16 protein-coding genes are annotated in these 13,891 nt (G+C 67.8%); 3 read left to right on the top strand and 13 right to left on the bottom strand.

Annotated elements, in window-relative coordinates; all coding sequences use genetic code 11:
- Positions 1-24: 24 nt before the first annotated feature.
- Together G481_RS0100495 and G481_RS0100490 are read right to left on the bottom strand one after the other, a co-directional pair.
- Positions 25-1,065, bottom strand: a complete 1,041-nt coding sequence (locus G481_RS0100495; protein ID WP_028028255.1) for a glycosyltransferase 61 family protein — start codon at positions 1,063-1,065, stop codon at positions 25-27.
- A complete protein-coding gene (locus G481_RS0100490; RefSeq protein ID WP_154664485.1) occupies positions 1,062-2,276 on the bottom strand; it encodes an SGNH/GDSL hydrolase family protein in 1,215 nt (404 codons plus the stop codon). The genes G481_RS0100495 and G481_RS0100490 overlap by 4 nt, the downstream gene beginning before the upstream one ends.
- Before the next feature lie 286 nt (positions 2,277-2,562).
- On the opposite strand from G481_RS0100490, the gene alr reads away from it, so the two are divergent.
- Genes alr through G481_RS0100475 form a run of 3 tightly spaced genes read left to right on the top strand, consistent with a single transcriptional unit; the run spans position 2,563 to position 5,149 of the window.
- Positions 2,563-3,615 (top strand): alanine racemase, encoded by a 1,053-nt coding sequence (gene alr, locus G481_RS0100485; protein ID WP_028028253.1) that lies wholly within the window; start codon positions 2,563-2,565, stop codon positions 3,613-3,615.
- Positions 3,612-4,406 (top strand): MlaE family ABC transporter permease, encoded by a 795-nt coding sequence (locus G481_RS0100480; RefSeq protein ID WP_028028252.1) that lies wholly within the window; start codon positions 3,612-3,614, stop codon positions 4,404-4,406. The genes alr and G481_RS0100480 overlap by 4 nt, the downstream gene beginning before the upstream one ends.
- A complete protein-coding gene (locus G481_RS0100475; RefSeq protein ID WP_028028251.1) occupies positions 4,403-5,149 on the top strand; it encodes an ABC transporter ATP-binding protein in 747 nt (248 codons plus the stop codon). Before G481_RS0100480 ends, G481_RS0100475 begins: the two co-directional genes overlap by 4 nt.
- A 111-nt stretch (positions 5,150-5,260) precedes the next feature.
- On the opposite strand, the gene G481_RS26560 is transcribed toward G481_RS0100475, so the two are convergent.
- The 11 genes from G481_RS26560 to G481_RS0100415 all read right to left on the bottom strand — a co-directional run bounded on the left by G481_RS26560 (position 5,261) and on the right by G481_RS0100415 (position 13,884).
- Positions 5,261-6,736, bottom strand: coding sequence for an extensin-like domain-containing protein (locus G481_RS26560; protein WP_245594898.1), 1,476 nt, complete (start codon positions 6,734-6,736; stop codon positions 5,261-5,263).
- Between the two features lie 60 nt (positions 6,737-6,796).
- Positions 6,797-7,726: a prephenate/arogenate dehydrogenase family protein gene (locus tag G481_RS0100465; RefSeq protein ID WP_028028250.1), complete on the bottom strand. Its 930-nt coding sequence runs from the start codon at positions 7,724-7,726 to the stop codon at positions 6,797-6,799.
- Positions 7,723-8,811, bottom strand: a complete 1,089-nt coding sequence (gene hisC / locus G481_RS0100460; RefSeq protein WP_028028249.1) for a histidinol-phosphate transaminase — start codon at positions 8,809-8,811, stop codon at positions 7,723-7,725. Before hisC ends, G481_RS0100465 begins: the two co-directional genes overlap by 4 nt.
- 68 nt (positions 8,812-8,879) lie before the next feature.
- The gene (locus tag G481_RS0100455) at positions 8,880-9,410 is read right to left on the bottom strand and encodes a TIGR00645 family protein (RefSeq protein ID WP_028028248.1); all 531 of its coding nucleotides are present in this window, start codon (positions 9,408-9,410) and stop codon (positions 8,880-8,882) included.
- 50 nt (positions 9,411-9,460) lie between these two features.
- Positions 9,461-9,808, bottom strand: coding sequence for a hypothetical protein (locus G481_RS22435; protein WP_051294211.1), 348 nt, complete (start codon positions 9,806-9,808; stop codon positions 9,461-9,463).
- 63 nt (positions 9,809-9,871) lie between these two features.
- A complete protein-coding gene (locus tag G481_RS0100445; RefSeq protein ID WP_028028247.1) occupies positions 9,872-10,087 on the bottom strand; it encodes a hypothetical protein in 216 nt (71 codons plus the stop codon).
- A 248-nt stretch (positions 10,088-10,335) separates the two neighbouring features.
- Positions 10,336-10,956 carry a 30S ribosomal protein S4 gene (rpsD, locus tag G481_RS0100440; RefSeq protein ID WP_028028246.1) on the bottom strand — a complete coding sequence of 207 codons (621 nt, stop codon included), beginning with the start codon at positions 10,954-10,956 and terminating at the stop codon, positions 10,336-10,338.
- Between the two features lie 348 nt (positions 10,957-11,304).
- Positions 11,305-11,625: a DnaJ family domain-containing protein gene (locus tag G481_RS0100430; RefSeq protein WP_028028245.1), complete on the bottom strand. Its 321-nt coding sequence runs from the start codon at positions 11,623-11,625 to the stop codon at positions 11,305-11,307.
- Between the two features lie 179 nt (positions 11,626-11,804).
- Entirely contained in the window at positions 11,805-12,323 is a 519-nt protein-coding gene (locus G481_RS0100425; RefSeq protein ID WP_028028244.1) for a gamma carbonic anhydrase family protein, read from the bottom strand.
- A gap of 10 nt (positions 12,324-12,333) precedes the next feature.
- Positions 12,334-12,972, bottom strand: a complete 639-nt coding sequence (gmk, locus tag G481_RS0100420) for a guanylate kinase (RefSeq protein ID WP_028028243.1) — start codon at positions 12,970-12,972, stop codon at positions 12,334-12,336.
- Positions 12,973-12,975: 3 nt separating this feature from the next.
- Positions 12,976-13,884, bottom strand: coding sequence for a YicC/YloC family endoribonuclease (locus tag G481_RS0100415; protein ID WP_035024711.1), 909 nt, complete (start codon positions 13,882-13,884; stop codon positions 12,976-12,978).
- Positions 13,885-13,891 lie beyond the last annotated feature (7 nt).

Here is a 13,891-nt window from a genome sequence, read left to right as displayed (position 1 = left end):
GGGCATCCAGATGGCAAAAACATGTCATGGCAGCAATTCCATCGTGCGTTCAACCTCTTCCGGGTCGATGTGAAAGCCGTTGACCCCGCCGGTGCCGATCACAAGGGCAAAACGCAGATCCAGCCGGTCGGTCATCAGCTTCATCGCGGCCGTCACCCGGTCGGGCGGGAACAGCGCCAGCATGGTGCCGCCGGGGGGCATGACGGTCAGGGCATGGGTCAGCTGGCTGCCCTCGACCCCGATCAAGAGCCGCGCCCCGGCGCAGGCCGCGATCAGCTCATCGACGCTGTGATCCTCGGCCTGCAGCGGCGTGATGCCATGGCGGCGGGCCAGATGATCGGCCAGCGCGGCCTCGTTGGCCAGAAGCCGCGGATCGCCCGTGCCGCCGCGCAACAGGAACACGCCGGGATGCGGGGCTACCCGGCGCCCGGACAGCAGCCGCACCCGCCGATCCGCCGCCCGCGCCATCTTGCCGGCATTGTTCGGCAGGTCCTGGAACAGGATCAGCTCGTCGAAATGCACATCGCCCGCGATGCGCTGCGGCGCCATGGCAAGGCGCGCCTCGTAATCCGCCCGGTGGCCAGCGCTGCCGGTGCGCGTTGTCACCGGCTGGCCGGCAGCCTCGGCCAGGCGGTAGGTTTCGGTATCGTCCATCAGCCAGTTGCCGAAATAGCGCAGGCCGATCCAGCTGTCATAGACCGCGCCCGACACCGCCTGCGCGGGCCGCCCCGCCAGCGGCAGGCGCCGGCTGCGCGGCCGCAGGTGAAATTCCGCGCCGCCCTTGTAAAGCACCCCGTCCACCAGATCGACATCACGGAACCGGGCGGCCACGGTTGCCCCGACCGCGCGCGGCGCGTCGCTGGTCAGCGCCTCGATGGTGCCGGCCAGATCGCCAAAGACCGTATCGGCAATCCGGTCCAGCTGCCCCGGCAGGGCGATTGCCGGGGGAAAGGCCCGCACCTCGGCGGGCGCGGGGTGCCAGACCTCGTCGGCCAGCGACCAGAAATCGGCGGCCTGCCCGGCCAGGCGGCGCAAGCGATTGGTCAGGGGGCGAAACAGGTTCATGGGGCCTCCAGCCGGCCATCGGCGATCATCGCAGCGACAGTCCGGATCAGGGCATCCCCCATCAGGACATGATCCGCCAACGAGGGATGCCAGTCACAGGCCAGCCTGTCCAGCCTGGGCAACGAGACCAGCCAGACCGGCGCCCCTTCGGCCGCCAGTTTCGCGGCAACCTCCTCCAGCCGGCCATGCAGCGGCTTTCCGGCATCGTGATAGGCGACGATCAGGATGGGATGGCCCGGCGCGCGGGCCAGCAGATCGCGGATCATCCGCTCCAGCGTCACTGTGAAATCGGCCATCAGCGCGGGCAGATCGGGCCAGGCCTCGCCCGCCGTCAGCTCGGGGGAGACATCGTTGTCCCCCAGCGCGATCAGCGTCAGCCAGGGCGCGGGCAGATCGGCCGGCGCCGGGTCCGAGGGCAGCAGCCGGTCGCGCAGCGTGGCCATCGCCCGGCCCGGCGCCGCCCCGCCATAGTTGCGCACCAGTCCGATGCCCGAGCGTGACACCAGCGACAGCCCGGCCCCGAACTGCCGCGCCAGCCGCATCGGCCAGGTTTGCGTGGCATCGGTGGTCAGGAATATCGTCTCGCCAGGGCAGGTTCGGCCCTTGTGCGCGATGCCGTAACCCAGACTGTCGGAATCGCCATAGACGTCGATCCTGCGGGCGGGCGGTGGTGGCGGGTCCAGAGCCGCGCCGCCTGCCGGAACGGCCAGCCCGGCGATGCGGGCGGGGGCCCAGGCCTCGGACAACCGCTCCAGCCGCAAATCGTGCGGGCCATCGCCAAAGCCGCTCAGGCGCACAACCGCCTGCCCCGGCCGGGTGATCTGCGCGGCCTCGGTGCCATCGACCGTCAGGCGATAGCGGTTCAGAGGATCGTCAAAGGCCAGCAGCACCCCGTCGCCTGCAAACCGCGCGTCCAGCACAAGGCCGGGCCATTCATGGTCCAGCCCGGCGCCTGCCGCGCGCCAGCGTCCGGCCGCAGTCCATGACAGCGGCTGGCTGCCCGGCGCGAAATCGACGCCATGGCTTAGCGCGCCTGCAAGACCCGGCTGCACGATCTGCAACGCAGGCGGCATGACCATGGGCGCGGGCCTTCCCCGCCCCAGATGCTTTGGCAAAAGGGCGGCCCCTGCCCCGGCCATCACCAGCACGGCCAGCACCAACAGCCAGCCTGCGCCGCCAAGGCGCCGTTCCACAGGGGGTCTTGCCGCCATCTCACCCTCATCTGCCACGCCCGACCGGCGCCGCTTGCGCGATTTGATCGCCCAACTGTGTTCAGCACAAGGCGCAGTTCGGATGCTTCGGGGGCGTTTTGGCCATGCAAGGCGGGAAATCCCGCCATGCGGGCGGCCCCTGACGGGTCGGCCCTGCGGGGCCAGTGAACCGCCAGGGCCACTTGGGCGCAGGTTCCCTGCCAGCGCGCAGGGGAATGCGGCCACCAAGCGCGTGCCGGCCCCTGTTTCCCCTTGACGCCGCGCGCCTGCCTGTCAAAACCCTGCCATGGCTACCGGAACCCTTACCATCGACCTCGATGCGATCTGCGCCAACTGGCGTGCGATGGATCGCGCATCTGCCGCCTCGGTCCAGACCGCCGCCGTGGTCAAGGCCGATGCCTATGGACTTGGCGCCGCGCGCGTCGCCAAGGCGCTGGCCCAGGCCGGCGCCCGCCGCTTTTTCGTGGCCGCCGCCGAAGAAGGCGCGATGCTGCGCCAGATCCTTGGCCCCGGCCCTGAAATCAACGTGCTGTCCGGCCATATGGCGGGCGACACCGACATGATCGGCGATCTTGATCTGGTGCCCATGCTGAATTCGCTGGACCAGATCACCCGCCATCTGGAAGCCTTGCCCGGCAAGCCCTTCGGCATCCAGCTGGACACCGGCATGAACCGCCTCGGGATGGAGCCTGACGACTGGGCCGCCGTGGCGGGGATCGTGCTGGACGCGCGCCCGCAACTTCTGATGAGCCATCTGGCCTGCGCCGACATGCCCGAGGCCGATCTGAACCTTCAGCAGCTGGAAACCTTTCGCGCGCTGACCGACGGGCTGGGGATCCCCCGCTCGCTGTCGGCGACGGGCGGGATCTTGCTGGGCCCCGACTATCATTTCGACCTGACGCGGCCGGGCATCGGCATGTATGGCGGCCTGCCCTATGCCCAGGCGCGGCCCGCCGTCACCCTGTCGCTGCCGGTGATCCAGACCCGCATCGTCGAGGCCGGCGAATATGTCGGCTATGCGATGGGCTGGCAGGCCAGCGCGCCGACCCATGTCGCGACCGTCGCCGCCGGCTATGCCGACGGGCTGTTCCGCGCCTTTGGCGGCAAGGCCATGCTGTGGGCCGGCGATCAGGCCGTGCCGGTACTGGGGCGGATCTCGATGGATCTGATCACCGCCGACATCAGCGCCCTGGCCGAGGTGCCCGCCGCGCTGGACATCCTTGGCCCGCATCAGGGGGTTGACGATCTGGCCGCCGTTGCCGGCACCATCGGTTATGAGGTGCTGACCAACCTTGGCCCCCGCTATGCCCGCCGCTATGTGACCGGGGGCAAGGCATGAGCCTTGCGGCCTTGCCGGTGACGGGGCTGGCCCGGCTGGGCCGGGCGGTCATCGCGGCGCTGGCAGAGCTCGGCCGGGTCACGATCTTTGCGGCCAGCATCGTCTCGCATATCCTGCGACCGCCGTTCTACCTGCGCGAGCTGCTGCAACAGCTGCTCAGCATCGGCTGGCTGTCGTTGCCGGTGGTAGGCATGACGGCGCTGTTCACCGGGGGCGCGCTGGCGCTGCAAATCTATTCCGGCGGCGCGCGGTTCCAGGCAGAATTCGCGGTGCCCTCGATCGTCGCCATCGGCATGGTGCGCGAACTTGGCCCGGTGCTGGGCGGGCTGATGGTGGCGGCGCGCGTCGCCAGCTCCATCGCGGCCGAACTTGGCACCATGAAGGTCACCGAACAGATCGACGCGCTTGTCACGCTGTCGACCAACCCGCTGAAATACCTGGCCGTTCCCCGCGTGGTCGCCGCCACCCTGGCCGTGCCCGCCCTGGTCGGGATCGGCGATGTGATCGGCATCATGGGGGGCTGGCTGGTCGGCGTGAACCGGCTGGATTTCAACTCGGGCACCTATCTGCACAACACCTGGCAATATCTGGAAACCTCGGACGTGGTGTCGGGGTTGTTCAAGGGCGCGGCCTTTGGCTTCATCGTGGCGCTGATGGGGTGCTATTACGGGATGACCTCGGGGCGCGGCGCGCAAGGCGTGGGCCGGGCGACCAAGGGGGCGGTGGTCGCAGCCTCGGTCCTGATCCTTGCTGCCAACTATGTGCTGACCGAAGTGTTCTTTTCCGCATGATCCGGCTTGAAGATGTCCACAAGGCCTTTGGGGCCAACCGCGTGCTGAAGGGCGTCACGCTGGAGGTGCCGCGCGGCCAGTCGCTGGTGGTGATCGGCGGGTCGGGCACTGGCAAATCGGTGCTGCTCAAATGCGTTCTGGGCCTTGTGACCCCGGACAGCGGGCTGATCGAGGTGGATGGCACCGATGTGACGCTGGGCGACCGCGATGCTTTCCTGGCCCGGTTCGGCATGCTGTTCCAGGGCGGCGCGCTGTTCGATTCGATGCGGGTGTGGGAAAACGTCGCCTTTCGCCTGATGCGCGGCCCCCATCAACGGCCCAAGGCCGAGGCCCGCGCCATCGCTGTCGACAAGCTGCGCCGCGTAGGTCTGGGCGATCGGGTCGCGGACCTTTACCCGGCCGAGCTGTCGGGCGGGATGCAAAAGCGCGTCAGCCTGGCCCGCGCCATCGCGGCCGACCCCGAGATCATCTTTTTCGACGAGCCGACGGCGGGCCTTGATCCGATCATGTCGGGCGTCATCAACGCGCTGATCCGCGATCTGGTGACGGAAATGGGCGCAACGGCGATCACCATCACCCACGACATGACCTCGGTCCGGGCGATTGCCGACAGCGTGGCCATGCTGCATGGCGGGGTGGTGCGCTGGCACGGGCCGGTCAGCGCGCTGGACAGCAGCGGCGATCCCTATGTCGATCAGTTCATCCACGGCCGCGCCGAAGGGCCTATCGAGACGGTGCGGTAGCGGGGGGCCAGCCCCCCGTCGCCATTGGTTCTTGAACCAATGGCTCCCCCCGCCAAAGGGGCTGTCTGCCCCTTTGGAAACCCCGAGGATATTTTCGGACAGATGAAGCCGTCAGCGGCAATAGGGGCCGTTGCGATAGCTGGCAGTGTCGAAATGCAGGTGGTCTTCGTGCATCCCGTCTGATCCGGGGCCAAGGGTGGTGCCAAAGATGCCGCAGGCCGCCTTGTGCGCCGCCTTGATCGGCTTGCCGTTGCGGCCCCTGTAGTCGCGCAGGATCGACAGTTTCTGGCCATTCGCAAGGATGATCGCCGAGATGTCGATCGCCTTGCCCTTGGAATGTTCCGAAAGCCGCGCGCCCTTCTTGTGGTTGCGGGTGCGGCAGACATAGTGCCCGGCGATCTGCAGCCCCGTCACGCCCCCGCCCGTGGCCCCGAAAGATGGCTTGAGCGCCCGGTCCACCCAGGCATGCAGCGCGCGCGCCGTATCGCAATCGACGATCGAGGGTTGCGACAGCGCGACCCCGGCGACGCTGGTGATGCGCACCGGATTGGCCACACCGCAGCCCCCCGCGCGCCCGATGATCGGCGAGAGGGTTTCGCCCCGGATGGTCGGGATGCCGCAAACCGAGCTGCGCTTGCCCACCACGGGGCCCGTGCCAGGCGCAGGACGGATGATGGCGGCGACGGGTTCAAGGGTCTCTGGCTGCACATTCGGACGGGCCTTGCGCAGCAGCCCGGGCGGGCGCGGCTCGGGCCGCAGGGCGGCCACGAAACGGGCGGCCAGATCGGGCGCGGGTCGGGCGGGGGCCACCAGCGGCCGCGCCATGGGACGCAGGTCCGGGCCCGCCCCTGCCTGCCAGCCGTCGCCCGCCTCGGCGGCCTGCCGCGCGGGTGGGGGCGCCAGACGTTCAAAGGCCTCGGCCGGCTGGTCGGGCACGGCGGCCGGGGCGGCCGTCTTGCGCGGATGCGGGCGCAGCGATGGTGCGGCGGCCTCTTGCCATTCGGGCGCCGGAACCTGTTCGGGCGCAGGCGTCACGACGGCGGGTGCGGCCGGGGTCAAGGGCGATGGCGCCGCGATCTGCCCGGGCTGCGGCGCGGCGGGTGTCCGCAGCGCAGGCGGCGGGGCCGAAGACAAGGCCAGCTGGCCCGGACGGGGCAGCACGATCTGCGCAGGCGCCAGCGCGGGCGGCGGGGCCACGGCGCGCAAGGCGGGCGGCGGGGCCGAGGGCAGAACCAGCTGGCCGGCCTTGGGCATGTCACTTGGCGCCGGCACCGACACGGGGACCGATCCGGGCGCGGCGGCTTGCGGGGCGCTTGCCGCGGGCAAAGCCGCGACTGTCGCCTCGGATGTCGTGGTCAGATCCGGCGCCGGGCCGGTCCGTGGTGCCGCGATAGCTGGCGCAGAAGCAGGGGCATCCACCCCAGCCGGCATGGGCGGAGCGAGGGCGGCATGGGCCGGACGCGCCTCGGGCGAGGGGCTTGTCACGGGGGCGGCCAGCACAGGCCGCGCCATGGGCTGCGGGGCCTCGATCACCGGGCGGGCCTGCGGGCGACGCGAGCGGTCCGGCGCCTCGGCATGAACGGGCATGGCCAGAACCGCCAGCCACAGAACCCCCGCACCCCCGAACCTGCACCCGTGACGCACCTGTCAGCCCTTTCGCAGCGAATCCCCTGCCCGGCCGAAATCCGGGGCCGCAGTATCCTGCCCCGCCTCGATGATGCCACGCCGGATTGCGCGCGTGCGGGTGAAATAGGCGTGAAGCTGCTCACCATCGCCCATGCGGATCGCGCGTTGCAGCATGAACAGTTCCTCGGTGAAGCGGCCGAGGATGTCCAGCACGGCATCCTTGTTGGTCAGGAACACATCGCGCCACATGGTCGGATCGCTGGCGGCAATGCGGGTAAAGTCGCGAAAACCCGCTGCCGAATACTTGATGATTTCCGATTGCGAGACGCGGCGCATGTGGTCGGCCACGCCCACCATCGTATAGGCGATCAGATGCGGCGCATGGCTGACGACGGCAACCACCAGATCATGGTGCGCGACCTCCATCTCGTCGGTCCGGGCGCCAAGCCCCGTCAGCAGGGCGCGCAGCCGGTCCAGCGCGGCGCGATCAGTGCCGGCCAGCGGCGTAAGCAGCCACCAGCGGTTCTGGAACAGCGTCGCAAAGCCCGAACGGGGGCCAGAATATTCCGTCCCGGCCATCGGATGGCCGGGGATGAAATGGACGCCTTCGGGCAGATGGGGCGCCACCGCCTCGACCACCGCGCCCTTGACAGAGCCGACATCCGTCACCGTGCAACCGGGCGCCAGATGCGGCGCGATCTGGGCCGCGATCTCGCCCATGGCGCCGACGGGCACCGCCAGAACGACCAGATCGGCGCCCGCCACGGCCTCAGCCGCCGTGGCATGAACGCTGTCGCAAAAGCCAAGCTCGGCCGCGATCTGCCGCGTCTCATCGGATTTGGCATGGCCGGCGATATGACCGGCCAGACCGGCCGCCTTCATCGCATGAGCCATGGACGAGGCGATCAGCCCCAGCCCGATCAGCGCGACCCGATCATAGACCGGGCTCACTCGCGCGCCCCCTTGAACTGACCGATGGCATGGGCGACGCGGCGGCAGCTGGCCTCGTCGCCGACGGTGATGCGCAGGCAATGCGGCAGACCATAGCCCGCCACCTGCCGCACGATCAGCCCGCGTTCCTTGAGGAATTCGTCACAGGCCAGTGCCTCGGTCTCGTTCTGAAAGCGCGCAAGGATGAAGTTCGCCGTGGATGTATCTGACGGAACACCGAATTCTGCCAGAGCCTCGGCCAGCCAGGCGCGCATCCGGGTGTTTTCCGACCGGCATTTGTTGACCCATTCCTGATCGCGCACCGCAGCCTCGGCGGTGTCCAGCGCGGCGGTGGACAGGTTGAACGGGCCGCGCACGCGGTTCAGCACATCAATCACATGCTGCGGGCCATAGCCCCAGCCGATCCGCAGCCCGCCAAGGCCGAAGATCTTCGAAAAGGTGCGGGTCATCACCACGTTGTCGCGGCTGTCGACCAGCACCGCGCCGCCATCATAGCCGGCGACATATTCGGCATAGGCCCCGTCCAGCACCAGCAGCACCTGCGGCGGCAGCCCGGCGGCCAGCCGCGCGATTTCGCCCTGACCGATCATGGTGCCGGTCGGGTTGTTCGGATTGGCCAGGAACACCAGCCGCGTGCGGTCCGTGCAGGCGGCCAGGATGGCATCCACATCGGTCGTGCGCTCGCGCTCGGGCACCGAAACGGGGGTGGCCCCGACCGCGCGCGCCGAAATGGCATACATCAGAAAGCCATGTTCGGTGTGGATCACCTCATCCCCCGGCCCGGCATAGGCCTGGCACAGGAAGGTGATGATCTCGTCCGAGCCGGCCCCGCAGATGATGCGATCAGCCGCCAGCCCGTAGACATCGGCAATCGCCTGGCGCAGCCCCGCATGATCGGTCGAGGGATAGCGGTGCAGCGTATGCACCGAGCGCTGGAACACCTCCTTGGCCTTGTCCGAGGCTCCGAACGGGTTTTCGTTCGACGACAGTTTCACCACATTGGACACACCCGTCACATGGGACTGCCCGCCCTGATAGAGCGCAATGTCCAGAATGCCCGGTTGCGGCCTGATGGTCGGATGCATGGCTGTGGAACTCCCTTGCGGTGCAGGGGGGTTCTAGCCGTGCCGCCGCCCTCTGACCAGAGCCAAAGTCAGTGCTTTGTGGTGCGCGAGGTCAGCCAGTCCATCGCCGCCAGCAGAACGCCCGACAGCACGAAGGTCAGATGGATGAGGACCATCCATTTCAGCTTGTCCGGGTCGGTGGCGGCCGCGCCCTTGCCGATCTCCATGAACACTTTCAGCAGGTGGATCCCCGAGATGGCCACGATCGAGGCGATCAGTTTCAGCTTGAGCCCGGAAAAGTCCACCTTGCCCATCCAGCTGGGCCGGTCGCGCTGATTGCCCAGGTCCAGCTTGGAGACGAAATTCTCATAGCCCGAGAACAGCACGATCAGCAGAAGATTCGCCGCCAGCGACAGGTCGATCAGCGTCAGGATCGCCAGAATCGCCTGATCGGCGGTCATGGTGAATGTCTTGGCGGCGTAATAGCCCAGTTCCTTGACGAAGACGATGGTCAGCATCCCCAGGCTGACCACCAGCCCCAGATACATCGGTGCCATCAGCCAGCGGCTGGCGAACAGTCCTTGCTCGAAACGTCCCTCGATACTGGTCTTCTCGGCCATCTGGCATCTCCCCGGTTGCATTCTGCGGCTGCGAGATAGGCGCGCGCAGGTCAAAAGGAAAGATGCTGCTGTCTGTCCTGATTGGCGGTCAGCAGAACCTCGTCCACGAACACGCCCCGCCAGGTGCCGCGCCCCACGACGGTCAGCCGGTCGCCGGGGGACAGACGGCTACGCTTTTCCTCGGACATGCCGCAGATGTGGCCAAACATGCCCAAGCCTTCCAGACGGACCTTATAGCCGCATTCCATCGTGCGATAGCTTGCCACCTCGCGAACCGTGACCTCCATCTCGGTCCAGGTGCCCGCGACCATGGCAATCACCATCGGCACACCCGAGGAGACAGATTCGCCGCCGAGACCTGCGCCCACCAGCAGGCCGCAAAGCAGATGCAGGCGCACGGATGTCGGGCTCCGTGTCTCACCTTTCGCGATGTCTTGAGCCCGAATCCCCACCAGCACACATCACGCAGAAAGCGGTGCCAGCACAGCGGCTGCGATCCATGACCACATAAAACTGCGGTCAAACCAGTCGCTCGATGACAAGAATCTGAAACCGGACATGTCACCGGCGGTCTGCAAGATACCGACAAGCATCCAGATGATGATTGGCAGCATGATCAGCCGCTGTTTCACAGGGGCCCGGTAGGTCGGGCGCGGCACCAATTTGTCGTCCGACACTTGTCCCCTCACACCCGGCGTTGCCTCGCAGGCTACCCACCGCCTGCCCGCCCTGCAACAGCCGCCCCTTTCAGCTTGCCAAGTATCGCGGGGGCGCCGGTTGGGGCGCCATTGGTTCAAGACCCAGACGGCGCACTGCAAGCCCGTGGGGGGGCCGGGCCCCCTGCCCCGGCGCCCCATGGCGCCGCGCCAAAGTAAAAGGGCCCGCCAAAGCGAGCCCTTTCCAAAAGCACAAGACCTGCGAAGGATCAGTTCTTCGCGTAGTATTCGACGACCAGGTTCGGTTCCATCTGCACCGGATAGGGCACGTCGCCCAGGGCCGGAGTGCGCACGAAGGTCGCGGTCATCTTCGAATGGTCGACTTCCAGATAGTCCGGAACGTCACGCTCGGTCAGCGCCACGGCTTCCAACACGATTGCCAGTTGCTTGGACCGGTCGCGAACGGCGATGACATCGCCTTCCTTGACGCGGTAGGACGCAATGTTCACGCGCTGACCGTTGACGGTCACGTGGCCATGGTTGACGAACTGACGGGCAGCAAAGACGGTCGGGACGAATTTCGCGCGGTAGACCACGGCATCCAGACGACGCTCCAGCAGGCCGATCAGGTTTTCACCCGTGTCGCCCTTGACGCGTTCGGCTTCGCCATAGATCTTGCGGAACTGCTTTTCGGTCAGGTCGCCATAGTAGCCTTTCAGCTTCTGCTTGGCGCGCAGCTGGGTGCCGAAGTCCGACAGCTTGTTCTTGCGGCGCTGGCCGTGCTGGCCGGGGCCGTATTCCCGCTTGTTCAGGGGCGACTTGGCGCGGCCCCAGATGTTTTCGCCCATGCGGCGGTCGATCTTGTACTTGGCAGCGGTCCGTTTGGTCACGCTGATCTCCTTCGAGCGTTTGAAGGGCGTTGTCCTTTGCCGCGGGAGAAGCCCCTTGGCCGACAGGTTTCCCCTTGCGGGGTCCACCAACACCAATGAAAACCCCGGGCGAACCCGGGGATGGCGGCTGATAGCGCCGGGCGGCTGGCAAGTCAAGCGGCCGAGGCCTGATCGTCCGTCAGCAGCGCGGGGGCGCGGATGGCGCTGCCCCCTGCCTTCGCGCTTTCACCTTGCCGAAAATACCCCATGGGGAGGCGCCGGCATGTCGCGCCACGGGTTCAAGACCCAACCGGCGCCGAGGGGTGTGCCCCCCGCCAGCGGCCAGCCGCAGGCCCGCGCGATCCGGCCCTAGCTGCGCTGAAAGCGGCGTCGCGCCTCGGCCTCGATCTCGAGGCGCAATTGCAGATCGGCCAGCCGGGCCATTTCGCGCTTGCGGGCCTCGGGGTCGGTGGTCTGCTGCAAGATAGCCTGCTGCGCCTGAACCTGGCGGCGCAGGTCCACCTCGCGCGGGACGGCGCCGGCCTCGGCCATGATGCGAAAGCCGATCGCCTCGGTGCTGCCGGCAGCTTCGGACAGATCCAGCGGCTTGCCCGCGCCCTTGAGGTTTTCGAGTTGCCCTTCGGCCTGGGCCTTGCGGATCTGGCGTTCTGCGAGTTGCGAGAATTTCATGCCGGCCTCGCGTCAGTGTGCACGAGTGGCAGAGTGCCACGGATCGCCTGGCAAGAGAAGTCCCGGCCGGGCGCAGGCGGCGGGGTCGAAAGGGGGCCTTCTGCCCCCCTTGGCCCTGAAGGGCCAATTCCCCCCGAGGATATTTTCGGACAGATGAAAGGGATGGGGCGCGCGCCGGGTCAGAGCGGTTTCAGACCGGCCCGGAAGCGGCGCGCATTGGCCTGATAACCCTCGGCCGATCTGATCAGCCTTGCCTGCGCTTCGGCATCGAGCACGCGGACGACCTTGCCGGGGGCGCCCATCACCAGCGCGCCATCGGGGATCTCTTTCCCTTCGGTGATCAGGGCACCCGCGCCGATCAGGCAGCCCTTGCCGATCCTGGCGCCATTGAGGATCGTCGCCCCCATGCCCACCAGCGAGCCATCGCCGATGGTGCAGCCGTGCAGCATGGCCTTGTGGCCGATCGTGCAATTGGTGCCGATGGTCAGCGGATAGCCCATGTCGGTGTGGAACACGCAGTTTTCCTGCACGTTCGAGCCGCGGCCGATGCGGATTTCCTCGTTGTCGCCGCGCAGGACCGCGCCGAACCAGATGCTGGCAGCTTCCTCCAGCACGATCTTGCCCATGACATGGGCGCCGGGGGCGACCCAGGCCTCGGGGTGGATCTGCGGCGCGTGGCCGTCGAGTGCGTAGATCATCGGGGGCTCCTTAGGTGCGCTGCCGGAATTCGACATCGAGATCGCGCACGAAGCCGACCAGATCCGGCTGGCGCGCGCGGCGCAGGCGTTCGGCGCGGATGATGGTGATCAGCTCTTCGGCCGCCGCGTCGATGTCGCGGTTGACCAGGACGTAATCGTATTCCGCCCAATGGCTGATTTCGGCCTGGCTTTTCGCCATACGGCCGGCGATCACCTCGTCGCTGTCCTGCGCGCGGCCACGCAGGCGCTGTTCCAGCTCGGCAATCGAGGGCGGCAGGATGAAGACCGACACGACCTCGGACCCAAGGGCCGAATTGCGGATCTGCTGGCCGCCCTGCCAATCAACGTCAAACAGCGTGTCACGCCCTTCGCGCATCGCCTGTTCGACGGGGGCGCGGGGGCTGCCGTAGAAATTGCCGAACACCTCGGCATGTTCCAGCATATGCCCGCTGTCCACCAGCGCGCGAAAGCTGTCGTGGCTGTGAAAGTGGTAATGCACCCCGTGTTCTTCGCCGCTGCGCGGTTTGCGCGTGGTGGCCGAGACGGAAAACCGGATCGTCGGATCCCAGTCCATCAGGCGACGGGCGAGGGTGGATTTGCCAGCGCCCGAGGGCGAGGAAAGGATCAGCAGAAGGCCGCGCCGGGCCATGGCTCACTCCAGATTCTGGACCTGTTCGCGCATCTGGTCGATCAGGTGTTTGAGGTCGAGCCCGATCCGGGTCAGCGCGATGTCGCCGGCCTTCGAGCACAGGGTATTGGCCTCTCGGTTGAATTCCTGGGCCAGGAAATCGAACTTGCGCCCGACCGGCCCGCCCTGGGCCAGCAGCGCGCGGGCGGCGGCGATATGGGCATCCAGCCGGTCAAGTTCTTCGGTGACATCGGCCTTGACCGCCAGCAGCGCGAGTTCCTGCGCAATGCGGGCGGGATCGGCATCGACGGCCTCGGTGACACGGGCCAGCGCCTCGCGCAGCGATTCGGCCGCCTTGGGCCGGCGGGCCTCGGCAACGGCGCGGGCGTCGGTGGCAAAGCCGGCGATGCGGTCGATCTGGTCGGTCAGCACGGTGGCCAACGCCTTGCCCTCGGCGCGGCGCATTGTCTCGAATGCGGTCATCGCGGCGGCGAAATCGGCCATCAGCGCAGCCAGCAGGGCCGAGCTGTCGGTGTCATCCGTGCTGGCCGTCTCGCTGACGCCGCGAATGGCCAGCACATCGGCGGCGGTCGGGCGCGCGAGCATGACGCCGGCAAGACCGGCTGCGGTTTCCACCTCGGCCAGAGCGGCCAGCGCGGTCGCCAGCATCACCGGGTTCAGCCGCAGCCCCTCGCCCCCCGAGGCGCGCGTCAGGCGCAGGCCGACGGTCACATTGCCCCGGGTCAGGCGGCGGGTCAGCTCGGCCCGGACCGCCGCCTCGAGCCCCTCGACACCATCGGGCAGGCGCAGGCGCAGATCGAGGCCCTTGCCATTGACGGACCGCACCTCCCACACCCAGGAACAATGGCCAAGCGCACCATCGCCCTGCCCGCGCGTCGTGGCGAATGCGGTCATCGAAACGGGGGCGGGCATGGGCATC

The organism is Gemmobacter nectariphilus DSM 15620 (assembly GCF_000429765.1).
Lineage (GTDB): Bacteria > Pseudomonadota > Alphaproteobacteria > Rhodobacterales > Rhodobacteraceae > Wagnerdoeblera > Wagnerdoeblera nectariphila.
Note: the sequence above shows the minus strand (reverse complement) of the source record. Positions and strands in the feature narration are given on the sequence as shown.